This is a genomic window from Streptomyces sp. NBC_00669, assembly GCF_036226785.1.
GTDB lineage: Bacteria > Actinomycetota > Actinomycetes > Streptomycetales > Streptomycetaceae > Actinacidiphila.
In genome coordinates, this window is the sequence record NZ_CP109018.1 from 8,981,108 (window position 1) to 9,005,905 (window position 24,798).

General features: G+C 72.7%; 21 protein-coding genes and 1 pseudogene. 16 read left to right on the forward strand and 6 right to left on the reverse strand.

Annotated features, from left to right (window positions below):
• Positions 1-16: 16 nt before the first annotated feature.
• The 3 genes from OG896_RS37645 to OG896_RS37655 form a co-directional block, all read right to left on the reverse strand.
• Positions 17-661, reverse strand: coding sequence for a DUF47 domain-containing protein (locus OG896_RS37645; protein WP_329372665.1), 645 nt, complete (start codon positions 659-661; stop codon positions 17-19).
• Positions 655-1,626: an inorganic phosphate transporter gene (locus tag OG896_RS37650; RefSeq protein ID WP_329372667.1), complete on the reverse strand. Its 972-nt coding sequence runs from the start codon at positions 1,624-1,626 to the stop codon at positions 655-657. Before OG896_RS37650 ends, OG896_RS37645 begins: the two co-directional genes overlap by 7 nt.
• Positions 1,627-1,791: 165 nt before the next feature.
• A complete protein-coding gene (locus OG896_RS37655; protein WP_329372668.1) occupies positions 1,792-3,105 on the reverse strand; it encodes a phytase in 1,314 nt (437 codons plus the stop codon).
• Between the two features lie 300 nt (positions 3,106-3,405).
• Between OG896_RS37655 and OG896_RS37660 the strand changes: the two genes are divergently transcribed.
• From OG896_RS37660 to OG896_RS37705, 10 genes are all read left to right on the forward strand, one after another.
• Positions 3,406-4,620, forward strand: a complete 1,215-nt coding sequence (locus tag OG896_RS37660) for an ABC transporter substrate-binding protein (protein WP_329372670.1) — start codon at positions 3,406-3,408, stop codon at positions 4,618-4,620.
• A gap of 67 nt (positions 4,621-4,687) precedes the next feature.
• The gene (locus OG896_RS37665) at positions 4,688-6,544 is read left to right on the forward strand and encodes an ABC transporter permease (protein WP_329372672.1); all 1,857 of its coding nucleotides are present in this window, start codon (positions 4,688-4,690) and stop codon (positions 6,542-6,544) included.
• Positions 6,545-6,551: 7 nt separating this feature from the next.
• Complete coding sequence (locus OG896_RS37670) at positions 6,552-7,712, forward strand: ABC transporter ATP-binding protein (RefSeq protein WP_329372674.1); 1,161 nt, start codon at positions 6,552-6,554, stop codon at positions 7,710-7,712.
• A complete protein-coding gene (locus OG896_RS37675) occupies positions 7,700-8,485 on the forward strand; it encodes an HAD family hydrolase (RefSeq protein ID WP_329372676.1) in 786 nt (261 codons plus the stop codon). The genes OG896_RS37670 and OG896_RS37675 overlap by 13 nt, the downstream gene beginning before the upstream one ends.
• A gap of 77 nt (positions 8,486-8,562) precedes the next feature.
• Positions 8,563-9,366, forward strand: coding sequence for an HAD family hydrolase (locus OG896_RS37680; protein WP_329372678.1), 804 nt, complete (start codon positions 8,563-8,565; stop codon positions 9,364-9,366).
• A complete protein-coding gene (locus tag OG896_RS37685) occupies positions 9,363-10,190 on the forward strand; it encodes an inositol monophosphatase family protein (protein ID WP_329372680.1) in 828 nt (275 codons plus the stop codon). Before OG896_RS37680 ends, OG896_RS37685 begins: the two co-directional genes overlap by 4 nt.
• Positions 10,187-11,005 (forward strand): HAD family hydrolase, encoded by an 819-nt coding sequence (locus OG896_RS37690; protein ID WP_329372682.1) that lies wholly within the window; start codon positions 10,187-10,189, stop codon positions 11,003-11,005. The genes OG896_RS37685 and OG896_RS37690 overlap by 4 nt, the downstream gene beginning before the upstream one ends.
• On the forward strand, positions 11,002-11,820 hold the full coding sequence (locus OG896_RS37695) for an MBL fold metallo-hydrolase (protein ID WP_329372684.1): 819 nt from the start codon (positions 11,002-11,004) through the stop codon (positions 11,818-11,820). Before OG896_RS37690 ends, OG896_RS37695 begins: the two co-directional genes overlap by 4 nt.
• Positions 11,817-12,686 (forward strand): inositol monophosphatase family protein, encoded by an 870-nt coding sequence (locus OG896_RS37700; RefSeq protein ID WP_329372688.1) that lies wholly within the window; start codon positions 11,817-11,819, stop codon positions 12,684-12,686. Before OG896_RS37695 ends, OG896_RS37700 begins: the two co-directional genes overlap by 4 nt.
• Positions 12,683-13,378, forward strand: a complete 696-nt coding sequence (locus OG896_RS37705) for an MgtC/SapB family protein (protein ID WP_329372690.1) — start codon at positions 12,683-12,685, stop codon at positions 13,376-13,378. Before OG896_RS37700 ends, OG896_RS37705 begins: the two co-directional genes overlap by 4 nt.
• 115 nt (positions 13,379-13,493) lie before the next feature.
• On the opposite strand, the gene OG896_RS37710 is transcribed toward OG896_RS37705, so the two are convergent.
• Together OG896_RS37710 and OG896_RS37715 are read right to left on the reverse strand one after the other, a co-directional pair.
• Positions 13,494-15,023: a sulfatase-like hydrolase/transferase gene (locus OG896_RS37710; protein WP_329372692.1), complete on the reverse strand. Its 1,530-nt coding sequence runs from the start codon at positions 15,021-15,023 to the stop codon at positions 13,494-13,496.
• Positions 15,023-16,198 carry an ROK family transcriptional regulator gene (locus tag OG896_RS37715; protein WP_329372694.1) on the reverse strand — a complete coding sequence of 392 codons (1,176 nt, stop codon included), beginning with the start codon at positions 16,196-16,198 and terminating at the stop codon, positions 15,023-15,025. The genes OG896_RS37710 and OG896_RS37715 overlap by 1 nt, the downstream gene beginning before the upstream one ends.
• Before the next feature lie 192 nt (positions 16,199-16,390).
• Here OG896_RS37715 and OG896_RS37720 point away from each other — a divergent pair, with 192 nt between their 5' ends.
• The 3 genes from OG896_RS37720 to OG896_RS37730 all read left to right on the forward strand — a co-directional run bounded on the left by OG896_RS37720 (position 16,391) and on the right by OG896_RS37730 (position 21,470).
• Positions 16,391-17,890: a sugar porter family MFS transporter gene (locus tag OG896_RS37720; protein WP_329372696.1), complete on the forward strand. Its 1,500-nt coding sequence runs from the start codon at positions 16,391-16,393 to the stop codon at positions 17,888-17,890.
• Positions 17,891-17,980: 90 nt separating this feature from the next.
• Positions 17,981-20,260, forward strand: coding sequence for a DUF4838 domain-containing protein (locus tag OG896_RS37725; protein ID WP_329372698.1), 2,280 nt, complete (start codon positions 17,981-17,983; stop codon positions 20,258-20,260).
• Positions 20,261-20,396: 136 nt separating this feature from the next.
• Complete coding sequence (locus tag OG896_RS37730; RefSeq protein WP_443057212.1) at positions 20,397-21,470, forward strand: formylglycine-generating enzyme family protein; 1,074 nt, start codon at positions 20,397-20,399, stop codon at positions 21,468-21,470.
• 79 nt (positions 21,471-21,549) lie between these two features.
• On the opposite strand, the gene OG896_RS37735 is transcribed toward OG896_RS37730, so the two are convergent.
• The gene (locus tag OG896_RS37735; RefSeq protein ID WP_329372701.1) at positions 21,550-22,179 is read right to left on the reverse strand and encodes a TetR/AcrR family transcriptional regulator; all 630 of its coding nucleotides are present in this window, start codon (positions 22,177-22,179) and stop codon (positions 21,550-21,552) included.
• A 99-nt stretch (positions 22,180-22,278) separates the two neighbouring features.
• Here OG896_RS37735 and OG896_RS37740 point away from each other — a divergent pair, with 99 nt between their 5' ends.
• The 3 genes and pseudogenes from OG896_RS37740 to OG896_RS40535 all read left to right on the forward strand — a co-directional run.
• On the forward strand, positions 22,279-22,932 hold the full coding sequence (locus tag OG896_RS37740) for a CatB-related O-acetyltransferase (RefSeq protein ID WP_329372703.1): 654 nt from the start codon (positions 22,279-22,281) through the stop codon (positions 22,930-22,932).
• An 84-nt stretch (positions 22,933-23,016) separates the two neighbouring features.
• A complete protein-coding gene (locus tag OG896_RS37745) occupies positions 23,017-24,228 on the forward strand; it encodes a macrolide family glycosyltransferase (protein WP_329372705.1) in 1,212 nt (403 codons plus the stop codon).
• 354 nt (positions 24,229-24,582) lie between these two features.
• Positions 24,583-24,789, forward strand: a pseudogene (locus tag OG896_RS40535) (hypothetical protein); the annotation flags it as partial.
• Between the last annotated feature and the right edge of the window lie 9 nt (positions 24,790-24,798).

The following is a 24,798-nucleotide window of genomic DNA, read 5'->3' on the forward strand; positions in this document are numbered from 1 at the left end:
CGCGGTCCCGCACGGTTCAGTGCCCCCGCTTGAGGAGCGCGTCGGACAGGTCTGCCGCCGCGTCGTTCAAGCGCAGGCCGATCACGTCCAACCGGCGCAGCAACTCGCGGCGGCTGAGGGTGCCGGCACACAGGTCCCGGCGGAACAGCGCGGCGACGGAGGTCTGGTACTCCCGCCGTACCCGGCCGGCGGCCTTCCGGGCCGCCATGGCGCCTTCCTGCGCCCGGGACGGGCTGCCCGGCAACGCGGTGACCGCGTCCCGCAACGCCACCAGGCCCTCGCGTACCGCTTCCAGGGCGGGCAGGTCGGTCGGGTCGCCGGTCATGCCAAACAGGTCGGTCTCGCGGACCAGGTCCCGCACGTTGTCGAGCACGTCGTCGACCGAGCGCGAGAAGCGGTAGAGGTCCTCGCGGTCGATCGGCGTGGTCAGCGTCGTCGCCAACTCGGCGACCAGCGCGGCGCGGCGGCTGTCGCCCTCGTGCTCCACGTCGGCCATGCGCGCGCGTGCGTCGTCCGGCGCGATGTGTCCGGCGGCGAGGTCCGCCGCGAGGTCGACGCCTTTCACCGTCGCGTCCAGTTGCTGGTTCAACAGGTCGGTGGTTCTGCGGTGCGAGCGTCCTGTGAGGTCACCGAGAATGCGGCGTACGGTCGCGGTCACCATGAGGCGGCCCCCCTGAGGATCAGGCCGGCCAGCGAGCCGGCGGCGAAAGCGGCCGGCAGCGTCACCAGCCAGGCGGTGAGCAGCGGAACGGTGAACTGCCAGCGCACCCGGCGGGCTCCCTCGCTGGCGCCGGTGCCCACCAGCCCGCCGGCCACCGACTGGGTCATGCTGACCGGCATGCCCATGCCGGCCGTGGACAGCACCGCCGCGGACGAGGCGAGTTGGGCGGACATCACCTGCCAGGGACGGGTGGTGAGCAGCCGGCTGGTGGAGCCGCGCGCCACACGGCGTGCACCCAGGAGCGCACCGATGGCGAACACTCCCGCGACCATCACGTCGCCTGCCTCCCATGGCCGCGGCATGAGCGCGTCCCCCGCGAAGGCGACGGCGACCACGGCGAACATCTTCTGCCCGTCGTTCGCGGCGTAGGCCAGGCACTGCGAGCCGTACGCCGCCAGTTGCAGGCAGCGCACCAGTCGGGGCATCCCCCGGACGGCCGGTATCCGGTGCACCGCGCGGCCGATCAGCCAGCCGGCCGCGACGCCGACCAGCGGTGCCGCGACGCCGACGGCCAGTACGGCGCCGAGCCGGCCCCAGGCCGGCTGCACGCCGAGCGCCACGCCGGCGCCGGCCAGACCGCCGAGCGCGGCGAGCGTGAGCGAGGTGGCCACGCCCCGCCAGGTCAGCACGAGTACGACCGCGACCGCCGCACCGGCACCGGCCAGGAACACCAGGCGCGCGGTGTCCGGTGAGCCCTGGGCCAGCCGCCCGGTGAAGGTCCGTGCGGCAGCCAGTCCGAACAGGTTCGGCCCCACGCCCACGGCCACCACCAGCAGCGCCCACACGAAACCCGCCGACCGGCCCTGGTGGCGTACCGCGAGCGCGAGGAGCGCGCCGCCGTCATTGGCGCCGCTGATGAAGACGAAGGCGAGGGCGGTGACACACAGGGCGACAGTGACCGTCACGGGAACAGGAGCCTTTCGCAGAGGAGCCGCCCGCCGGTGTACCGCGGGGTGGGGTCCGGCGCGCGCCGTCCGCGGGACACGGAGGCTTCACGGACGGCGCGCGCCTGGACATGAGGCGGGGGTGGGGATCGGGGACGGGCCAACCCGCCGCACCGGGGGAGGGGTTCAGCGCACCCCGGCCGCCCGCATCACCTCGGACAGGTCGACGATCTTGTAGTTGGTGTCCGTGCGGTCGCCGTCGTCGGCCGCGCCGGGCGCCGGCGCGTTGTAGCCGTCCTGGACGACGAACACGCCGTGCGGGAAGGCCGAGCCGAGGGGCCGGTCGAGTGCGGCGATGCCGTCGGTCTCCTCGGTGCCGTCGACCGACGTGCCCGCGGCCACCCGGAAGGCGCCGGTCCAGCGGTCGCCATGTGAGGTGTCGTAGACGGAGTAGGTGTAGTCGCCCTGGCTGGAGGCGATGAGGTACTGGTGGCCCGACGGAGCGCGGAACAGGGTCAGCCCCTCCGTGTCGGCGGTCAGATGGCGGCCGCCGTAGCCCGGGTCCGCGCCGGCGACGCACTCGTCGGCAGCCGGGTCGTAGACCGCGGAGACGCCGAACTGCGTGGTGCGGTCGACCAGCCGGGGCGAGCCGGTGAGGTTCGCGGACATCTTCCAGACACCGACGTCCTCCTGGCCGATGTAGACGGTGCCGCTCGCCGTGTCCACCACCATGCCCTCGGCCTGCGGCCCGGCGCCCGGGTCCTCGCACGGGGTCCACGTGCCGCCGGGGGTGCGGAAGGTACTCGGCAAGGTCAGGCCGCGCACCTTGTGGTACGTCACGGTGCCGGTGGAGGTGACGGTGATCTCGAACAGTCCGACCTCGGCGGTGTGCCGGCGGCTGGCCAGCACGTACGACCGGCCGGTGCGCGGGTCCTGCCACGCGGCGGTGCCGTAGGCGGTGAACTGGTCGTCCACGTCGGCCTCGTTCGCGGAGAAGGCGCGCGGTACGGCCGTGTCGGTCACGTCGCTCAGCGGCGCGGCGGGGTTCGAGCCGTCGATCCGGTAGAAGCGGATGCGGTCGCGGCCGCGGTCGGTGACCACGGCGACATCGGAGCGGTGGCCGTCGGGGAAACGCAGACCCGGCAGCAGGTCCACGTTGTTGAAGCGGCTCGGAGCCGAGCTGCCGGCGGGCACGGTCGGCGCGGGCAGGGTCTGGACCGGGTGGCCGTCGAGGCCGTACACGTCCAGGCCGCCCTCCTTGGCGGTGCCGAGCACGAGACTCGACCCGGGGCGGGCGGAGTTGTACCAGACGGCGGGGTCGTCGGCGTTGGAGTTGTGGCCGGCGTCGTCGTCGAACAGCGGTGTGGTCTCGGCCTTGGCGTGGACGGGCGGGACGTCGGTGTTGCCGGGCAGTGGTGCGGTGGCGGCGTTCGCCGAGGCGGCGGTCAACCCCGTGACGAGCACGGCGAGTCCGGCGGCCAGACGGGTGCGGCTGCGCATGATTTCTCCCTGACAGGGGTGGATGGATCATCCGAAGGTGTTGTGGACCTTACATACGAATGTACGGACAAAGGAAGGGTCCGGACGAAGCCCGCGGTCGGCTTCCAGGTGAACGGAAGATGTCCAGCGGGCAACGCAAATGCCAAGAGCGCGTTACCGATTGATTTCCTCAGAATGTCTTGACATACCGCCGCGGCGAGGTCAAAGCTGTCGGCCATCAGGTCGCCGAGCCGCTCTCCATGGCCTCGGACCACGCCATTTGAGCCCGGTTGCCTCCGGGACACTGCGGGAGGTCAGGCAATGTCACGCCACATCCCCGGGGACCGCCCCCGAACCACCGTCCGCCGGCGGTACGTCACGGCCGCGCTGCTCGCAGGTGCGCTCAGCGGCATCGCCGCGTGCGCGCCGTCGACGGGCGGCACCACCGCCACCGGCGCCGGACCGGGCGCGGAACCCAGTGCCACGCCGGTCATCGACACCGGGTTCAACCTGGACAAGCTGATCGCCGCCGCCAAGCAGGAAGGTGGCATCACCGTCTACGACAGCACCGGGGACATCACCAAGACGGCCGCGGCCTTCACCGCCAAGTACGGCATCAAGGCGACCGGCGTGAAGAGCAAGGTCGGCGACACCCTGGAGAAGATGACCAGGGAGAACCAGGCCGGCAACGTCACCATCGACGCCACCTTCTACGAGGACGGCCCCTCGCTGGTCGGCCAGTTGCTGGCACAGAAGGTGGTCTACACCTGGATACCCGGCAGCCTCGCGCAGGACATTCCGGCCGCCAGCCAGAACCCGCTGCAGGTGCTCTCCAAGGGCAACTTGTGGGTCTACAACCCGAAACTCTCCCCGAAGGGCTGCCCCGTTCAGAACATCTGGGACCTGGCCGACCCCGCCTGGAAGGGCAAGGTCGCCATGCAGGACCCGCTGAGCAAGCCGAACATCGTCGAGTTCTTCAACCAGCTCAAGTCCGGCGGCGACAGCCAGTTGCGCGCGGCGTACCAGGCCAAGTACGGCAAGGACCTGCCGGCCGGCGACTCCGCGGCCGAGACCTGGGTCAAGGGCCTGGCCAGGAACAGCCCCATCCTCACCTCCTCCGACGACGACGCGGCGGCCGCCGTCGCCTCGCCGAACCAGACGAAGCAACGCGTCGCCCTGGTCTCCAACGCCAAGTTCCGCGACGTGCAGGACAAGGGCTACGCGATGCGGGTCTGCACCGGCATGCAGCCCTGGGCCGGCTACCAGTACCCCAAGTTCGCCGCGGTCGCCACGAAGACCAAGCACCCGAACGCGGCCAAGTTGTTCGTGTACTTCATGCTCACGCAGGCCGGCGTCGACACCCAGATGGACACCGGCGGCATCCCCGGCAACGCCAAGCTCAAGCCCGGGGCCTTCATACCGGCCGGCCTGACCGACTGGAACAAGCAGCTCTTCGTCTTCGACCCGGCCAAGCTCGGCAGCGACTTCGGCAACCTGCAGACGATGCAGGACCTGTGGCGCCTCAACCACGGCTGACCATCTGCCGGCCCGGTCCGCCGCGACCGGGCCGGCCCGATCACGCACACGTTACGGAGACTTGCGCATGGCCGCCGCCACCCGCTCACCCGCCACCACCCCGCCCGAACCGGACGACGGCCCGTCCGACAGCCGGCGCAGCCGCCTGCGCTACCGGCTGAGCGTCCTGAGGCACGAACCGACCGTCCTGCTCGGCGTGCTGCTCATCGCGGCCCTGCTCTACCTGGTCGTCGCACCGCTGGTCGCGGTGCTGTCGGACTCCACGCGCGTGCAGTACGGCGACGAGGGGCAGGCGTTCCAGGCGCCCGGCTCGACCACCAGCTACTACTTCTGGCGGGTCTTCCGTTCACCGGTGGCCCGGCTGCTGTTCTGGCAGCCGCTGCTGCACACCGTCGTGGTCGCGCTGGGCGTGACGATCGTCGCCGTCGTGCTGGGCGGATCGATGGCCTGGCTGCTGACCCGCACCAACGTGGTGGGTCGCAAGTGGCTGTCCACCGCGCTGGTCGTGCCGTACATGCTGCCGTCGTGGACCTTCGCGCTCGCGTGGCTGGCGCTGTTCAAGAACTCCTCCTCCGGCGGGCAGATCGGCATCCTGGAGGCGTGGAGCGTCCACACCCCCGACTGGCTGGCGTACGGGCAGGTGCCGATCATCCTCTGCCTGGGACTGCACTACTACCCGTTCGTCCTGCTGCTGTTCGGCAACGCGCTGCGCCGCATCGACAGCCAGTTGGAGGACTCCGCGCGCATCCTGGGAGCCGGCCGCGGCAGAGTCGCCGCACAGATCACGCTGCCGCTGATGCTGCCGTCGCTGTCCTCGTCGGTGCTGCTGGTGTTCGGCCGTATCCTCGGCACCTTCGGCACCCCGTACATCCTGGGGCTCCCGGTCCACTACAACCTGCTGTCCACGTCGCTGTTCCAGTCGGTCAACAGCCACCAGCGCGGGATCACCGCCGTGCTGACCGCGGTCATCGTGCTGATCGGGGTGCTGGTGATCCTGGTCGACACCCGGCTGGCCAGGGAGCAGAAACGATTCGTCACCGTCGGCGGCAAGGGCGCCATGGACCGTATCGCGGACCTCGGCCGCTGGCGCTGGCCCGCGCTCGGCGCCGCCCTCGTGGTGTTCGCCGCCGGTGTGGTCGTGCCGGTCGCCACCCTGGCGCTGTCCACCGTCACCAAGACCCCCGGGATCTTCCACGCCGACAACTTCACGCTGAAGTACTGGATCGCCGCCCACCTGCCCGGCGCCCCCGGCTTCCCGCACGGGGTGCTGCGCGGCAGCGAGCTGTACGAGGCGGCGTGGAACAGCCTGCGGATCGTCGGACTCGCGGCCGTCATCTGCGGCGTCGTCGGCCTGCTCATCGGCTACGTCGTGGTCCGGGCGGGCGGCAGCCGGGTCGGCTCGCTGCTCAGGCAGATCAGCTTCCTGCCGTACATGGTGCCCGGCATCGCCTTCGCGGCGGCCTTCCTGTCCCTGTTCGCGGTGCGCCGTGGGCCGGTACCCGCCCTCTACGGCTCGGTCACGCTGCTGGTGATCGTGCTCGCCGTCACGCACCTGCCGTACTCCTCGCGCTCGGGCATCAGCGCGATGACCCAACTCGGCCGCGAACCCGAGGAGGCCGCGCAGGTCTCCGGCGCCGGCTGGTTCACCCGGCTGCGCAAGATCATCATTCCGATCCAGCGCGGCGCCCTGACCACCGGCGTGATCCTTCCGTTCATCTCGGGCCTGAAGGAACTGAGCATCGTCATCATGCTCACCACCACCGGGACCCAGTTGCTGACCACGCTGTCGATCAACCTCGTCGACTACGCCTACGAACAAATGGCCAATGCGGTGGTGCTGGTCATCGCCCTGGTCTCCTTCCTGGCCACCTATCTCACCCAGCGCCTGACCAAGACCAACCTGTCGTCCGGACTCGGAGGCTGAAGACGTCATGCCGACCATCACGCTCACGTCGGTGCGAAAGAGCTACGGCTCCGGACCGCCCGCTGTCGACAACCTGGACCTGGAGATCCCCGACGGCTCGTTCACCTGCCTGCTCGGCCCCTCCGGGTGCGGAAAGACCACCACCCTCCGGATGATCTCCGGACTGGAATCGCTCAACGCCGGGAGCATCACCGTCGGCGGCCGCATCATGGACTCCACCCGCGACGGCGTCTTCGTGCCGCCCGAGAAGCGCGGTATGGGCCTGGTGTTCCAGAACTACGCGCTGTGGCCGCACCTGACGGTCGCCAAGAACGTCGAGTTCGGCCTGAAGGTCCGCAAGGTCCAGAAGGCCGAGCGCGCCGAGCGTGCCGCCGCCGCGCTGACGATGATGCAGATCGAGTGGGCCGCCGACCGCTATCCCGCCCAGCTGTCCGGCGGCCAGCAGCAGCGCGTCTCGCTGGCCCGCATGCTCGCCGTCAACCCCGACGTGCTGCTGCTGGACGAACCGCTGTCCAACCTCGACGCCCAACTGCGCCTGGACATGCGGGCCGAGCTCAAGCGCATCCACAACGAGACGGGCCACACCATCGTCTTCGTCACCCACGACCAGCTGGAGGCCATGACCATGGCCACCCACGTCGTGGTGATGAACAAGGGCGTCGTCCAGCAGATGGCCCCGCCGATGGAGGTCTACACCCGTCCGGCCAACACCTTCGTGGCCCGCTTCGTCGGCAGTCCGCCGATGAACCTCTTCGAGGTCGGCGGCGGCGCGGACGCCGCTGACAGCACCTTCGCCACCGCCGCGCGCGCCCGCATCCTGGCCGGCCGGCCCGACCTGGCGGACGCCCTGGCCACCGTCGGCGCCCGGCCCGAGGGGCTACGGATGCTGGGGCCCGACGAGCAGGAACCCGCCGACTCCTTCGTCTTCGACGCCACCGTCAAGGCGGCACTGCCGACCGGCTCCAGCTGGACGGTTCTGGTGGCCGCGGGCCACACCGAGCTGTACCTGGTGGCGTACACCGACGTGAGCGCCGCGCCGGGCACCACGGTGCGCTGCGCGATCCGCGTGGCGGACCTGCACCTGTTCGACACCTCGGGCAGCCGGCTGCCCGACACCGCGGCACACGCCGCACCGACCGAGGAGAACACCGCGACATGGGCCAGCTGACCCGACCGACCGCCCTGCTGCTCGACTTCGGCGGGGTGGTCGTGGCGACCACCCGCCGGCCCACCTGGGCGCACGACATGGCCACCGAACTGCACGCCGCTCTGACCGCGGCCGGTTGCCACGAGCTGACCGTCGAGCACATCGAGGCGGACCTGAAGGCCGGCTCCACCGCCGACGGGCACTGGAAGAACGCGATGAGCCGGCCGGCCCGCCCGCGTGAGATGACCTACCTGCGGTTCTGGACCGAGTTCGTCGCCGCCGACTGGCCGGACGCCGCCCTGGCCTTCGTCACCGCCCACGCCCAGCCCCTGTGCCACCGGCTGGGCGAGCTCAAGCAGGACCGGGCCACTCGGGAGGGCATGTCCGAACTGTTCGACGCCTGCGAGGAGTTCGGTGTCCGCGTCGGCATCGTGTCCAACGCGCTGGCCGGTTCCGTGCACCGCGACTACATGGCGGCGCACGGCCTCGACAAGCGGGTGGCCGTGCAGGTCTACAGCGATGAGGTCGCGGTCCGCAAGCCCAACCCGGAGATGATCCTGATCGCCGCGCGGGCACTGGCCACCGAACCCGCGGCCTGCTGGTACGTCGGCGACAACTACGACCGCGACGTGCTCTGCGGCCGGCGTGCCGGGGCCGGCGCGACCATCCTGATGGAGGCCCGCGGCACCTACGACCGGCCGTACGTGGTCCAGGCCGAGCCCGACGCGATCGTGGCCGATCCGCACGGCCTGCTCGAACTGCTGCGCGGCGTCCCGGCCGCTGCCGCCCGATGAGCCGACCGAACCCGTCGAGCCCGGCGCACCAGCCGAACCAGCCGAGCCATCCGAACCACCAGATGGGAGAGCCCCCTGTGACGACGCCCGGCCCCCCGCGGGCCCTGTTGCTGGACCACGGCGGTGTGCTGATGCGGTCCGTCAAGCACCCCGAACGTCTGGCCGCCTTCGCCGACCGGGTACTCGCGCTGGTCAGCCCGGCGGCCGGGCTCGACCGCGATGCCGTACTGGCCGACATCGTGGCCGGCAAGGCCGCCTACCGCTCCTGGAAGAACGGCCACGTCCGGACCCCCGAGCCACGCGAGATCGGGCACCGGGAACTGTGGGAGGACTTCATCGCGGCCGACTGGCCGGCCGCCGCCCGCGCCCTGGTCGGCGCCGAGGCCCGGCCGCTGTGCCGCGAGATGACCCTCGCCGAGAGCGACAAGGAGGTCGCCCCCGGCATGCTGGAGACCCTGAAACTCGCCCGCGAGCACGGCGTGCGCACCGGCATCGTCTCCAACACCCTGCTCGGTTCGCTCAACCGCGACCTCGCCCGGCGGTTCGGTACCCACCCCTACCTGGACGTGCAGGTCTACTCCGACGAGATCGGGCTGCGCAAGCCCGCCCCCGAGATGATCCGGACGGCCGCGCGCGCACTGTCGGTGGACCCCGCCGACTGCTGGTACGTCGGCGACAACTACGACCGCGACGTGGTGTGCGGGCGGCGTGCCGGTGCCGGCGCGACGATCCTGATGCGCCCGGCCGACCGCCGAGACCCGAGCGCCCGCCCCCGGCCCGACACCGAGGTCGCGGACGGCCTCGAACTGCTCGCCCTGCTGCGGGCCGCACTGACACGCAGCACCCCCCGGCCGGACGGCAACCAGGAGATGGCGGCATGAGCGAGCTGGACGAACTCTCGGTCCACCTGCGGGAGGTCGCCACGCAGGCGGCCCTGGCCGTCGCCCCCGACCTGCTGGCCGCCTTCCGCGGCTCGATGGACGTGGACTTCAAGCGCGACGAGCACGACCCGGTGACCGTGCACGACAGGCGCGCCGAGGAGCGCATCCGCGAACTGCTGCTGGCCCGCGTACCGGACAGCACCGTCGTCGGAGAGGAGGGCGGCCGGCAGGACGGCAGCGGCCGCATCGCGTGGTACGTCGACCCGATCGACGGAACCGCCAACTTCGCCCGGGGGCTGGCCTTCTTCTGCACCTCCATCGGGGCCACGGTCGACGGTGAACCCGTGGCGGGCGCGATCGTCGATCCCGTCGCCGGACACGTCTTCACCGCGGACGCCTCGGGCGCCCGCCTCGGCGGCGAACCACTGCGCCCGGCCGGCGTGCGCGACGAGAGCCGCGGTCTGCTCATCACCAGCTTCCCCAACGACCGGGAGCTGGCCTGGAACGACCCGCAGACCCTGCCGCGGTTCGGCGACCTGATCGCCCGCTACGGCACCGTGCGGCGCACCGGAAGCGCCGCGCTGACGCTGGCCCATGTGGCCGCCGGCTGGTGCGACGCGGCGCTGGGCACCTCGGTCAACGCCTGGGACATCTGCGCCGCCCACGTGCTGGTGCGGCGGGCCGGCGCCGTCTACGGCGGCTTCGCCGGCGACGGCTCCTGGGACCAGCCCGCCTACCTCGCGCACAGCGCGGCCCTGAAGCCGCTGGCCGCACAGGACTTCGTCGACTGGTACGTGTCCCGCCTGCCCGGGAGGAACGCGTGACACCCCCGAACGAGACGCCGCTGCGCTACACATGGATCGTCACCGACCTCGACGGCACCCTGGTCGACCGGGATCTGCGGATCGTGCGCCGCAGCGCGCTGGCGCTGCGGCGGTACCAGGAACTGGGCGGCACCGTGGTGATCGCCACCGGCCGCAACGAGGTGTCGGCGGGGCGCTACCACCGTGAACTCGGCCTGACGACGCCGATGATCGTGTACAACGGCGCCCGTGTCGTCGACCCGCTGTCCGCGACCCGGCTGCTTGACCTGAACCTGGGCCGGTCGTGGCAGCCGCTGCGCGAGAACCTGCTGCCCGCCCTGCCCGACGGCGTCGGGGCGGTCGCGTTCGCCGGCGAGGACGCCTACGTGCTGCGGCACGCCCCGTCGCTCGCCGCGTACGCCGGACGCGACCGGATCGAGCTGCGCGAGGTCCTTCCGGAGCAGGCCCCGACGAAGGTGATGCTGATCGCCGACCGGCCGGGACTGGGTGCGCTGGCGGAACTGACGGCCCGGCACTGCCCGTCCGCCCGGCTGCTGCAGTCGGAGGAGACCTATCTGGAGATCCTGCCCACCACCGCCGGGAAGGAGGTGGCGCTGCGCCACCTCGCCGAGCGGGCCGGGGTGCCGATGGAGCGGATCGCGGCCATCGGTGACAACCCGAACGACACCGCCATGGTGCGGGCCGCGGGCCTGGGTGCGGCGGTCGGTGACGGGCACAAGGAGGTCCGCGCCGCCGCCGACGTCGTGGTGGGGCCGTGCGCGCTCGGTGCGGTGGCCGACCTCGTCGAGCGCGTCGTCGCAGACCCGGACCGATGATCCTCACCGTCCTCGGCTGTTCCGGCTCCGTGCCGGGTCCCGGCAATCCGTGCTCGGGCTACCTGGTCGAGCACGACGGGTACCGGCTGCTGCTGGACCTGGGGACCGGCGCGTTCGGGGCGCTGGTCGAGCACACCGCGCCCGCAGGCATCGACGCGGTGGTGGTCAGCCACCGGCACGCCGACCACCTGGCCGACCTCTCGGCGCTGGCCTACGCACAGGAGAAGCTGGGCCCCCGGGCGGTGCCGACCCGGGTGGTCGCGCCGGCCGGGACCGCGGGGCAGGTGCGGCGCTCGCACCTGCTGGCGTTTGAGGACGCGCGCCCGGGTGACCTGGAGTGCGGGCCGTTCCGGCTGCGGCTGGCGCGGGTCCGGCACCCGGTGGAGACGTACGCGGTGCGGGTCGAGGCCGGCGGCGGCTGCCTGACCTACACCGGTGACTCCGGGCCGTGCCGGGAACTGGCACAGCTGGCCCGCGGCACCGGCGTCCTGCTGGCGGAGGCGGCGCTCGGTCCCGGCGACGAGCCGTGCGATCGGCCCGGCGAGGGGATCGGCACCGCACCGCCGCACGGCTGGGGCCTGGACCACACCGCCCCGGCCCCACACCATCTGACCGCGCGGCAGGCCGGTGAGCTGGCCGCTTCGGCCGGCGCCGGCGTGCTCGCGGTGACCCATCTGCGCCCGTGGGACGACGCCGTGCGGTCCCTGACCGCGGCGGCGGCGCGGTTCCCCGGCCCGGTGCTCCTGGCCCGGCCGGGGCTCCGGCTGGTTCCCGGCGGTCCCACGCGCACACCCCATCCGGAAGAGGAGACATGAGGCGCACGGAGCGGTTGTCGGCCGCGGCACGAATAGTCCGAGAGGCCGCGACGGCGATCAGAACGTCCACCCGGCCGTTGCGGGTCCGCCTGAAGGCCTCGGTGGCGGACATCCAGACGAGCACCGACCGGCAGGTGGAGCGGCTGATCCGCCGCCGCCTGGCCGCGTACTTCCCCGGGGAGGCGATCGTCGGCGAGGAGGGCGACGGCCTGGTCCCGTTCGACCAGGACCGGCCGACGTGGTTCGTCGACCCGGTGGACGGCACGACCAACTACTACCGCGGCATTCCGCTGGTGGCCTGCAACCTGGCGTTCTGGGACGGTGAGCGGCTGGACACCGCGGTCGTCGCGGACGTGGCGAACCGTCGGCTGTACCTGGCCTCGGCGGGCCGCGGGGCGTGGTGCGGCCGGCGCAGGCTCACGGTCGGTGGCGAGCGGTTGCTGGAGCGGGCGGTGGTGTCCACCGGCTTCCCCAGCGACCGCATGAGGAACGCCGACAACAACCTGGCGGAGTTCGCCGATCTGGTGCTGCGGGTGCGCGACGTGCGGCGGATCGGCGTCGCGGGGCTCGACCTCGGTTACGTGTCGGCGGGGATGCTCGACGCGTACTGGGAGCGTGGCGACGGACCGTGGGACTGGGCGGCCGGGGCGCTGCTGGTACGTGAGGCCGGTGGCGTGGCGACGACCTGGGACGGCCGGCTCTGGCGTCCGGGCGACGACACGATGGTGGCCAGCAACGGTCTGGTCCATGACGCGATGCTGGCCCGGCTGGCGGCCGTGCGCGGCATGGCGGGTCGGGCGGGTCCGGCGGAGCCGCCGGCGTCGGTGCTCGCGGCTGGACCGGCAGGGCTGTTGGGGACCCGGTGAACCACAACGGGACCTCGCTGACCTATCTGGCGGTGGCGTTCGGTCTGTGCGCCGTGATCGGCCTGGAGCGCGAGTACCGGCAGAAGTCAGCCGGCCTGCGCACCCACGTGCTGGTGGGGCTGGGCTCCGCGCTGTTCATGCTGGTGTCGAAGTACGGCTTCTCCGACATGCTGGGGCTGCGAGGGGTGGCGCTGGACCCGTCCCGGGTGGCGGCGCAGATCGTGTCCGGTATCGGCTTCATCGGCGGCGGCCTGATCTTCGTGCGCCGCGACGCGGTGCGGGGCCTGACGACGGCGGCCAGCGTGTGGCTCGCGGCGTCGGTCGGGTCGGCGGCCGGCGCGGGGCTCCTGGTGCTGGCCTGCGCGGTCGCGGCGGCCTACCTCGTGGTGGCGTTCGTCTTCCCTCTGGCCACCCGGCACCTGCCGCGGTCGCCGACGGAGGCCGTGCTGGTGCGCATCAGCTACCACGACGGGCGCGGGCTGCTGCGCGACATCGTGCGGGAGTGCATCGACGCGGGCTTCCATGTGGCGGGCCTGCGGATGGCCGGCCCGCTGCCGACGGACGTCGCCCCCACGCAGGTGGGTGTCCTGCTGGAGCTGTCCGGCAACGGTACGCAGGACGAGTTGGTGCCCCGCCTGTCGGAACGGGAGGGGATCACGGAGGTGACGGTGCTGGCGGACGAGGCGGACTGAGGGTCCCGCCCGGGCGTGGCCGGGGTGCTCGGCACCCCGGACCTGCCCTGCGGCCTCCTGCGCACGGGAGCGGTTGAGGACCGGACCGCCAACGGTTCGACGAACCGAGGGTGGTTCAGACGCCGGTGGTGGCGGCGCCGGTGTCGTCGGGTGCGGCGTCGACCGCGTCGTAGTCGCTCTTGGAGGTGTTCGCGAGCGGTACGTCGAAGCGGGTGGTGGCGGCCATCCACTTGGCGAAGACGGTGTCACCGCGGGCGGTGAGCGCCTCGTACAGGCGCAGGCTCAGGTCGCGGCGCACCTGGTCGTAGGCCGGCACCTCGTGCACGTTGGTCAGCTCGTGCGGGTCCCTGCGCAGGTCGTAGAGCTCGTTGACGGACTCGGGGTTGACCACCAGCTTGAAATCCGGGGTGCGCAGCATGCGCTGCTGGTGGTGGAAGTGGTGGCCGTGGAACTCCGCCACCAGGTCGGTGCGCCAGTCCGCGGCCTCCTGACCGTGCACCAGCGGCAGCAGGCTGCTGCCGTCGACGGCGGCCGAGGGATCGAGGCCGGCCAGGTCGAGGATCGTGGCGGTGCAGTCGGTCAGGGTGGTGAAGCGGTCGTCGACCCGGCCGGCGGGGGCGCCGGGGACGCGGAGCAGTCCGGGGATGCGGTAGATGTCGTCGTACATCGCCGGGCCCTTGTCGTTGAGGCGGTGGGCGCCGGTGAACTCGCCGTGGTCGGCGGTGAAGAAGACGGCCGTGCGGTCGGTCTGGCCCAGCTCGTCGAGGACGTCCAGCACCCGGCCGATCTCGGCGTCGATCATCGAGACGTAACCCCAGTAGACCGCGATCAGTTTGCGCCACTCGTCGGGGGAGAAGCTGTCCGCCGACCAGTAGGTGCTGTACTGCTGCTGGACCGGCGGCTTGCCCTGGAAGTTCTCCGCGAACGAGTCCGGCAGCTCGACCACGGCGGGGTCGATCAGGTCGTAGTACTCGTCGGGGATGAGGTACGGCAGGTGGGGGCCGTAGAAGTGCAGGGAGAGGTGGAACGGGCGGCCGGTGGCGGCGTAGCCGCGCAGCATCTCGATGGCGCGGTCGGCGAGGAAGTGTTCGAAGGTCGCCTCCACCGGCTGGTCGAGACGGGCGGCGAGGAGGTGGCCGGGACGGTCGCCCGGCAGGGTGCCGCGTATGCGGTCGCGGATGCTGACCGGGGGCAGGCCGCGTGCGGCGAGCCAGTCCTGGTACTCGCTGTTCAGCACCGGGTTGATGGCACCGGGCAGGTACGGCCCGTCGAACCCGAAGTCGGCGGGCCGGCGCGTCTCCCCGACGTGCCACTTGCCGACCTGCCCGACCTGGTAGCCCGCGCCGCGCAGGGCCTGCGAGAAGGTGAACTCGTCCTCGGCGAGGTCGGTACGGTAGCCGATGTTCCACTCGTCGTTCGCCAGCAGGCGGTGCCGGAACGGCGACTTGCCGGTCAGCAGGCTGGCGCGGGCCGGGGTGCAGATGGCGGTGGGGGTGAAGGCGTGGGTGAAGCGGGTGCCGCCGGCGGCGAGACGGTCCAGGTTCGGGGTGCGCGCGTGGGGGTTGCCGTACGCGCCGATGGTGTCGATGCGGTGCTGATCCGTCATCAGGAAGAGGATGTTGCGGGCCTGTCGGGGCGTGTCCATCAGTGCTCCTGGGGTGGAATGCGGCCCCCGGCGTCGTCGCGGGGCGCGGTGCGGTAGGGGTGGTAGCCCTCGAGGATCGGCGAGTTGTGGTAGACGAGGGCGAGGGCGCCGGTGACGGCGGCGGTGTCGCCGGCACGGGCGCGGCCCACCTGCACGCTCTCGCGCATGGCCGGCAGCAGGTGGGCGTCGAGGGCCGCGGTGAAGGCCCGCTCCGCCTCCGCCGGGGCGTACGCCAGCATCCCGCCGAGGACGACGCGGGAGATGTCCATGGTCGTCACGGCGGCGCCGACGGCACGGCCGCAGAGTTCGGCGGCCCGGGTCAGCTCCTCGGCGAGCGCGGGGTCCGCGGCCAGTTCGGAGAAGGGCCGTCCGGCCCGCTTGACGCGGGCGCGGCGCAGCAGCACCGGCAGCGCGGTGTACGTCTCCAGGCAGCCCCGGGCGCCGCAGCGGCAGGCGGGCCCCTCCGGGTCGATCCGCACGTGGCCGACTTCGCCGGCCGCCCCGGTCGCGCCGCGGTAGAGGCGGCCGCCGATCACGATGCCCGCCCCGACGCCCTCGCCGAGGTGGAAGTAGAGCAGGGAGCCGGTGACGAGGTCGGTGCCCCAGCCGGTCTCGGCGAGCGCGGCCAGGCGCAGGTTGTTGTCGACGTGCACCGGCGCGTTGAACTCCGCGGTGAGGCGGTCGGCCGCCACCCGCCAGGCGGCGTCGGGGGCGGACTGCCCCACCGGTCCCGCGACACCCATGCCGATGCCGGTGAGGTGGGTCGGTTCGATGCCGTGCTCCTGGTAGAGGCGCCGCACCTCCTCGATGGCGATCCGCGCCCGGTCGAGCCAGTTGAGGGCCGCCCGGTGGCTGCGGACCGCGGTGCCGACGATCTGCTGCTGCGCGTCGGCGACGGCGACCGCGGTGGACGCGATCTGGAAGGCCACGCCGATGGAGCGGACGCTGCCCTGGGACAGGACGACGAGCCGGGTGGGGCGGCCGGGCCCGGCCCGGCGCTCCTCGGCCGCGGGCCGGTCCACGACCACCCCGTCGGCGAGGAGTTCGGCGACGATGCTGGAGACGGTGGCGCGCGACAGACCCGTGCGCGCGATGATCGCGGCCCGGCTGATCGGCCCGGAACGCAGCAGGGCGAGGACCTGCTCAGTGTTCAGGCGCCGCACAGATCCCTTCATATTTTGTCAATCTCCTCGACACAATCCAGAGGGACGGAGCGGGTCTCACCGTACACAGATGCCTGGTGATCGCAAGTTCGCGACTCACCGTGAAATTAATTATGTCCAAGTTGTAGACAGAAAAAAACGGGTCCCGCACGCTGTTCCGCACGGCGAACCACCGAGCGCAGGGACAGGGGACAGGTCATGGTCATGGGCCGAATGGACACCGGGTCCGGGAGAGGCGCCGGGTCCGGCAATGGCAGAGGCGGAGGCAGAGGCGGAGGCAGCGGCACCGGCACCGGCACCGGCACCGGGTCCGGGTCCGGGGGAGACACCACCCTTTCGGCGCCGCCGGCGCGGTCGGCGGTCCTCGCGGTCGGGCTGGCCGGCAGCGCCGTCGGGCTCATCTACGGATACGACACCGGCGCGCTCGCCGGAGCCCTGCTCTCCCTGAAGCGCGACTTCGGTCTGAGCACCCACATGCAGGAGACGGTCACGTCCGCGGTCGGGGCCGGCTCCGTCATCGGCGCGGTCCTGGCGAAGTCGGCCTGCGACCGGCTGGGCCGGCGCCGCACCATGTACGCGGTCTGCATCGGGTACGTGGTCTTCTCCGCGCTGTCCGGCCTCGCCCCCGACCTGGCCACCCTGCTCGTGGCCCGACTGCTGCTCGGCGTCGCCATCGGCGGTTCCGTGGTCGCGGCGCCCGTGTTCGTCGGCGAGTCCTCCCCCCTGCACCTGCGCGGCCGATTGCTGGTCTGCTACCAACTCGCCACCACCGTGGGCATCGCCGCGTCGTACTTCGCCGACCTCGGGCTGGCGAACGGCGGCCGGAACGACTGGCGGTGGATGCTGGGCATCTCGGCGCTGCCCGCCGCCGTCGTCACCATCCTGGTGGCCCGCCTGCCGGAGACCGGCCACTGGTATCTGATGCACGGCCGCGCCGAGGAGGCCGCGGTGTCCCTCGCGCGGACCCGCGGCGCCGAGGAGGTACCGGCTGAGTTGGAGCGGATAGGCGCCTCGCTGGCGGCCGGCAAGCCCGGCACCGTACGCGAGTTGCTGCGCCCGCCCTACCGGCGCGCGGGCCTGTTCGTGGTCGGGCTCGGCTTCTTCGTCCAGGTCACCGGGATCGCCGCGATCGTCGCCTACAGCCCCCTCATCTACAAGAAGGTCGGCTTCACCAGCGACCACGCCGCGATCATGGTCACCGCGATGGTGCAACTCGCGGCGATGCTCGGCGAAGTGCTGGCACTGGTCCTGGTGGAGCGGGCCGGCCGTCGCCCCACCCTGCTGACCGGCATCACCTTGATGGCCGTGGCCAACGCGGTGCTGATCGCCGCCTTCGCCTGGGGGGTCGGCCGTGGCGCGACCGAGGTGATCGCGGTGACCGGCGTGGTCCTGTTCCGGATCGGCTACTCGGCCGGGTTCGGCGCCATGGTCTGGGTCTACGCCTCCGAGGCGCTGCCCGCGCGGCTGCGCTCCACGGGCGCCTCCCTGCTGCTCACCGTCGACCTGCTCACCAACCTCATCATCACGCTCACCTTCCTGTCCCTGCTCACCTCGCTCGGCGGCGTCACGGCCTTCGGGCTCTTCCTCGCGCTGTGCCTGGCAGCCGCCGTCTTCGCGCTGCGGTTCGCCCCCGAGACCCGCGGCCGGACCCTCGACGAGGTGGAGGGCTTCTGGAAGCGGGGCGGCCGCTGGCAGGCCGACTGAGGCGCGGTCCGCTGAAACGCCGTCCGTGCCGCCGCCACCTCGTCGGGCACCCCACCCCACCCCACCGTTCCGGAACCGAGGAGACCTCGCATGCACCGTCCGCAGCCGAGCCGCCGCAGTGTCGTCGGCATGTCCGCAGCCTTCGCCGCGAGCAGCACGCTCGCCGGGCAACTTCTCAACGCGTCCGCGGCGTCGGCGAGTTCGCCCGGGCCGGCGGGTTCGGCAGGTCCGGCGGGTTCGGCAGGTCCGGCCGCGGCGGGCTGCCGGGTCGGGCGCGGCGGGCGCGCGCAGGGGCACGTCGTGTGGTGGGCGGCGTCCGACACCTCCCAGGCGGGTCCCCCGGCGCCTTCCCCGGTGGCCTTCGCGGCGGCCGAACTCGCGCGCTACCTCGGCCGCGTCATCGGGGGGAGCGTCCCGGTGGTCCGGCTCGCGAACCCCTCCGGCACGGCGCCGTACGGCCTCGCCTTCGTCCGCGGGCAGGTGCCCACCGCGGACGTCCTGGCGGCCGCCTCCCGTGACGCCGAGGCCCTGAGTTCCCAGCCCGAGGACAGCTGGACCGTCACCACCGGCACGGACTTCTCGGTGCTCACCGGAGCCGGCGAGCGGGCCTGCCTGTTCGCCGCGTACGGGCTGCTGCGCCAGGCCGGTGTCGAGTTCTTCGCCCCGACCTTCACCTTCTACCAGGGCGCGGCCGAGTCGGTGCCCCGCTCGCCCGACCTCGTCCTCGGCTCCGGCACCACGCACCGGTCGCCGCAGTGGGCGCTGCGGCGCAAGTACGTGGAGGAGGGCTGGAGCATCAACACCGGCGCCCTCGTCGCGCTGGTCGACTGGATGGCGAAGCAGGGCCTGAACACCCTGGTCTTCCCCTACGACTACGGCGGCTTCGGCTCGACCCGCTACGACGACTTCCGCACCGCCCTCGCCCCCGAGATCGCCCGCCGGGGCCTGGAGCTGGAGGTGGGCGGGCACGGCTACCAGTCGTTCCTGCCGCAGTCGACGTACCCGCAGTACTACACGTCCGGCACCAACGTCTTCGACGTGCAGAACGGCGCGGCCGTCGACCAGTACGTGCACAACGTGCTCGACTACCTCACCACCCGCCCGGAGATCGGCATCTTCGACTGCTGGCCGCCGGACAGTGCCGTCTGGCCGAAGGCCGCGCTCACCGCGTACGGCACCGCCGGCAACGCCGAGACCGTGGTCGTCAACGCGGTCGTCGCCGCACTGCGCGACGCGGCCCCCAGTGTGCGGGTGGAGCGGATCGCCTACGGCGCCGCCATCGACCCGCCCACCGGCGGCCACTCCTTCGACCCGGACGTCATCGTCGACTTCGCCCCCTACGGCCGCACCTACTCCGCCGCCCTCGACGACCCCTCCTCCACCACCAACGCGGGCTACCTCGCCCTGCTGCGGCAGTGGCGCGACGCCCACGAGGGGCCGCTCGCGGTGTACGACTACTCGCGCCGCTACCGCTGGCGGCAGCTGCCGGCCAACGTCCTGCCGGTGCTGGCCCGGGACGCCGCCGTGTACCGCTCGCTCGGCCTGAGCGGAATCGGCTGCTACGCCGAGCCCGCCGACTGGCTGTCCGCCGAGGCCGTCCACCTCTTCGCGGCACACAGCGCCTGGGACCCGGCGCTGGACGACGGGCAGTTCCTCGGCGCCTACCTCCCGGCCCGGTTCGGCGCGTCGGCCGCCGCCATGGCGGACTACTTCGCCCGGACGACCGCCGACCCCGATCAGCTCGGCTCCGCGGCACCGTCCTTCCGGGACAACTACACCGCCGCGCGCGCCGCCCTGGACAGCGCGCGCAGGGCCGTACCCGCGGGCAGCCCGCGGCGGCTCGTGCTGGACCGCCTGGACCAGGCCGCGGAGATCTCGCTGGCCGATGTCGCGATCTCCCTCGCCGCTTCCGGGACCGCCGCCGAGCGCACCGAGGCAGCCGACCGCTACGAGCAGCTGACCCTGCGGCACCGCTTCGACGGCGTCCAGTTGGACTGCTCCTACGTGGCGAGCCGGTACGGCGAGGACCGCGACCGGGTCGCGATCGCCCACGAGTACCGCGCGCCGGCCTGGGGCTACGCCGACCCGTCCCGGCTGGCCCTGCCCGCGGGCGGCACCGCCGTACTCACCGTCCACGCGCAGGACGTGGACTACCGCGGGCACCGGGTCCAGTGGCGGCTGACCCTGCCGGAGGGCGTCACCGCCGACCGCACCTCGGGCGTGCTGGAGGCGCACGGCGAGCGACAGGGCGCCGTGGCGGTCAGGCTCGACGCCGGGCCGGTGCCGGCGACCGGGGACCGCTCGATCGTGGTGGCGTTCAGCAGCTCGGGCACCGAACTGACGAGTGTCACCTGCACGTTGACGACGTGACGACCTGACAGCGTACCGACGTGACGACCATGCGGCGCGGGGCCGGCGGAGTCCGGCCCGCGCCGCGGCCCACCAGGCCGCGCCCGACGGGGCGGCCCGCACCACAGGACCCCATGTGATTGACGCCGAGACACCCGTGTCCGCTCACGGCACCGGACCGGCCGGCGGTTCCGGGCAGGCCGCGGGCCCCCGACCCTGCTGCGCACCGCGGCGCACCGGCCCGCCGCCGGGACCGACGACTCCGCTCGGACCGCCCGCGCGGCCTGAACCGTCTGAACCGCCCGCGCCGGCGGAGCGGACCGCCGGCCCGCGGGCGGGCCTCCAGTCGCCGGTGCCGCTGCCCGGCGGCGAGTTCGCCATGGGGGACGCCTTCGACGAGGGGTACGCCGCCGACGGCGAGACCCCGGTGCACCGGGTGCGCCTGCGCCCCTTCGCCCTCGACCCGACCGCGGTCACCAACACCGAGTTCGCCGCCTTCGTGGCCGCCACCGGCCACGTGACGGACGCCGAACGCTACGGCCAGTCCGCGGTGTTCCACCTGGCCCTCGCGGCGCCGGCCAAAGCGGTGCTCGGCCGCGTGCAGGCGGCCCCGTGGTGGGTGAGCGTGCGCGGCGCGGACTGGGCGCATCCCGGCGGACCGGACTCGGGTATCGAGGACCTGCTGGACCACCCCGTCGTCCACGTCTCCCACCGCGACGCCCTCGCCTATTGCCGCTGGGCGGGCAAGCGGCTGCCGACCGAGGCCGAATGGGAGTACGCGGCACGCGGCGGTCTCGCGGGCCGCCGGTTCGCGTGGGGCGACGAACTCACCCCGGGCGGCGAGCACCGGTGCAACATCTGGAACGGCGACTTCCCCACCGTCAACACCCGCGCCGACGGCTATCTGACCACCGCGCCCGCCGCCGCCTTCCCGCCCAACGGCTTCGGGCTGCGGAACATGTCCGGCAACACCTGGGAGTGGTGCGCGGACTGGTTCTCGCCGTACTACTACCGCCGCTCGCCCGACGAGGACCCCCGGGGCCCGCGCTTCGGCCAGGGCCGCGTGATGCGAGGCGGCTCCTACCTGTGCCACGACTCGTACTGCCACCGCTACCGCGTCGCCGCCCGCTCCGCCAACACCCCCGACTCCACCGCGGCCAACCTCGGCTTCCGCTGCGCCGCGGATCTCGGCGCGGACCAGGGGCCACGGGAGGTCCAGGCCAACCCGTAGCCCCGGTTCCGCCACGGCGGGAGCGGTGCGGGGGGTTTCGGGAGGCGCGGACCAGCGGGGCCGGCTCGCCGCAGGGCTCCTATCGCACGCTCTCGTCCCGACCGACGCGGAAGGCCCCCGCGGCGGCCGCCAGCACCGCTGCCAGCGCGGCGCGTTCCGGGAGTCGCGGGTCGGGGTCGGCGCGCAGGAGGACCAGCTGGTGGTAGAGGGGCGCCGTCGCGGCGATCAACAGGCTGCGCGCGTCAATGTGTTGTGCGGGGAGTTCGCCGCGCGCGAGGGCGCGCTCGACCAGGATCTCGCACTGGTCGTACCGGTCCTTCCACAGCTGCGTCTGGGCCCGCGCGGCCTGTTCGGAGTGGAACGAGGCGGCCATCAGGGCGACGGCGAACGACGGCCGTACGAGCAGGGATTCCTGGATCTCCTGGTTGAGGGCCGTCAGGTCGCCGCGCAGCGAACCGGTGTCCGGCGGCTGCCAGTCGATCTCGCCGGCGGCGGCGATGACGTCGACGAGCAGGCCGCCGACGTCGCGCCAGCGCCGGTAGACCGTGGCGCGGTGCACGCCGGCCCGCGCCGCGACCCCCTCCATCGTGAGTCCTTCGTGACCGCGTTCGGCGAGTTCGGCGCGCACCGCGTCGAGCACTTGGGCGCGGACGCGGGCGGTGCGACCGCCAGGACGGCGGTCCGACGTCGGGTCGAGTGGGTCTGTCATCGGCGACCAGTATCCGGTTGATCGGGGTGGCGGGGCTGTGCCAGCATCTTAACGCGACAGTTGTCGCTCTAAGCCCGCCCGAGAGGAACCGCCGCCACGATGCCGCCCGTGCCCGCCGACCCCACCGTGCTCCACCCGATGCCCGGGCACCCGCGGGTGGTCCTGCTCAAGCCACTGGTGACGTCGCCGCTGATCGAGGTCGGCGACTTCTCCTACTACGACGATCCGGACGACCCGACCGCGTTCGAGACGCGCAACGTCCTCTACCACTACGGCCCCGAGCGGCTGGTCATCGGCAGGTACTGCGCGCTGGGGACGGGCACCCGGTTCCTGATGAACGGCGCCAACCACCGGATGGACGGTCCTTCCACCTTCCCGTTCCCCACCATGGGGGGCTCCTGGGCGGAGCACTTCGACCTGATCACCGACCTGCCCGGCCGGGGTGACACGGTCGTCGGCAACGACGTGTGGTTCGGCCACGGCGCCACGGTCATGCCCGGGGTGCGCATCGGCCACGGCGCGATCATCGCCGCGGGCGCGGTGGTCACCGCCGACGTCCCCGACTACGGCATCGCCGGCGGCAACCCCGCCCGGCTCATCCGCACCCGCTACGACGCCGCGGACATCGCCCGGCTCCTCGCGGTGGCGTGGTGGGACTGGCCCGTGCGGCACATCACCCGGCACGTGCGGACGATCATGTCGGGGACCGTCGCCGAGTTGGAGGAGGCCGCCGCGCAGCTCGACCAACCCTGACACCGCGTCCTCGGCGAACCCCCGTCGTCGCCGCGCCGCCCGCGCCGCCCGCACCCCTCCCGCGCCAGAATCGAGTGATCGCCCATGTCCCGTCGCCGCGCCCACATCGCGATGGTCGGCGTCCCCCTCGTCAGCCACGTCCTGCCCAGCCTCGCGCTCATCCGTGAGCTGGTGGCCCGCGGGCACCGGGTCAGCTACGCCAACGACCCGCTCGTGGCCGACCGGATCGAGTCCGCGGGCGCGGAACCGGTGCCCTGCACCTCCACGTTGCCCGTCGTGGACAACGACTGGCCGACCGATCCCATCGCCGCGGCGAGCCTCTTCCTCGACGACGCCGTCCAGGCGCTCCCGCAACTGCGCGCCGCCTACGACGCCGATCCGGCCGACCTCTACCTCTACGACATCGGCGCCTACGCCGCGCGCGCCCTCGCCGAAGCGCAGGACCGTCCCCTCGTGCAGCTGTCCCCGACGTTCGTCGGCTGGGACGGCTACCAGGAGGACGTCGGGGCGCAGTTGCGGAAGCTGCCGGGCGCCGACGCGTACCAGGACAGGTTCGCCCGGTGGCTCGCCGGCTGCGGTGCGACCACCACGGACGTGGACACGTTCTGCGGTCCGCCCGGCCGGGCCCTCGCCCTGATCCCGCGAGCGATGCAGCCGCACGCCGATCGGGTCGACACCGACACGGTGACCTTCGTCGGCCCCTGCTTCGACACCCGAGCGGACCCGGACGGCTGGACCCGCCCGGCCGGCGCGGACCACGTGCTGCTGATCTCGCTCGGCTCGGCGTACACCCGCCGGCCCGCGTTCTACCGGCAGTGCGTCGCGGCCTTCGGCGACCTGCCCGGCTGGCACGTCGTCCTCCAGATCGGCAAGTACACCGACCCCGGGGAACTCGGTATCCTCCCGCCCAACATCGACGTGCACTCCTGGGTCCCGCAGCGGGCGGTGCTGGAACAGGCCGACGCGTTCCTCACCCACGCCGGCATGGGCGGCTGCGGCGAAGGGCTCCTCGCCGGCGTTCCCATGATCGCGGTGCCGCAGGGAGCCGAGCAGTTCATGAACGCCGACCGGCTCGTGGAACTCGGCGTCGCCCGCCGCGTGGACACCGACGACGCCACCCCCGAGACCCTTCGCGCGGCGCTGAACGACCTGGTCACGGATACGGAACGTGCCGACCGGTCCCGGCAGTTGCGGGCCGCCGCCCGGGGAGAGGGCGGCACCCCGCGCGCCGCCGACCTCATCGAGGACATGCTGCCCTCCGCCGTGGTCCCCGCGACGGGCCGCGGGCCGCGGTAGCCGGCCACGGGCACCCTTACGGTTGATGCCTTTCGGCTGTCGAGTGAAAGCCGCCTGTCGCGGCGAAAGGGGCCGAGGTGTCGACCGAAGAGCGGCGCGAGGCGATTCTGCGCATGGTCGAACGCCGGGGGTCGGTCACGGTGACGGACCTCTGATCGAGGAGATGGCGGTCTCGACCGTCACCGTGCGCCAGGACGTACGGGAGCCTCGCCGGAAACGGGCTGATCACCCGGGTGCACGGCGGCGCCATGTCGCCGGCCGCGGCCCGGGCGCCCGCACCGAAGACCTCCGGTGGCCCGCGCCCCGCCGGCCCACCCGGGCAAGAACGTCGGACTGGTGGTCCCGCCGGGCGGCTACCACTACGCGGCCGTCGCCCAGCTGCATGCCGAGGGCCACGAGATCCGCGTCGAAGATGGCGCCCGGCTCTCCCCGCTCAAGCACCGGAACCTGAACCTGCTCGGACGCTACAGCCTCACCGCGAGCGTCCCGGTCGACGGCACCCTGCGGCCGCTGCGTGATGCGGACGTCCCGGACCCGGACGAGGACGACGACGGGCAGGAGCAGCACGCC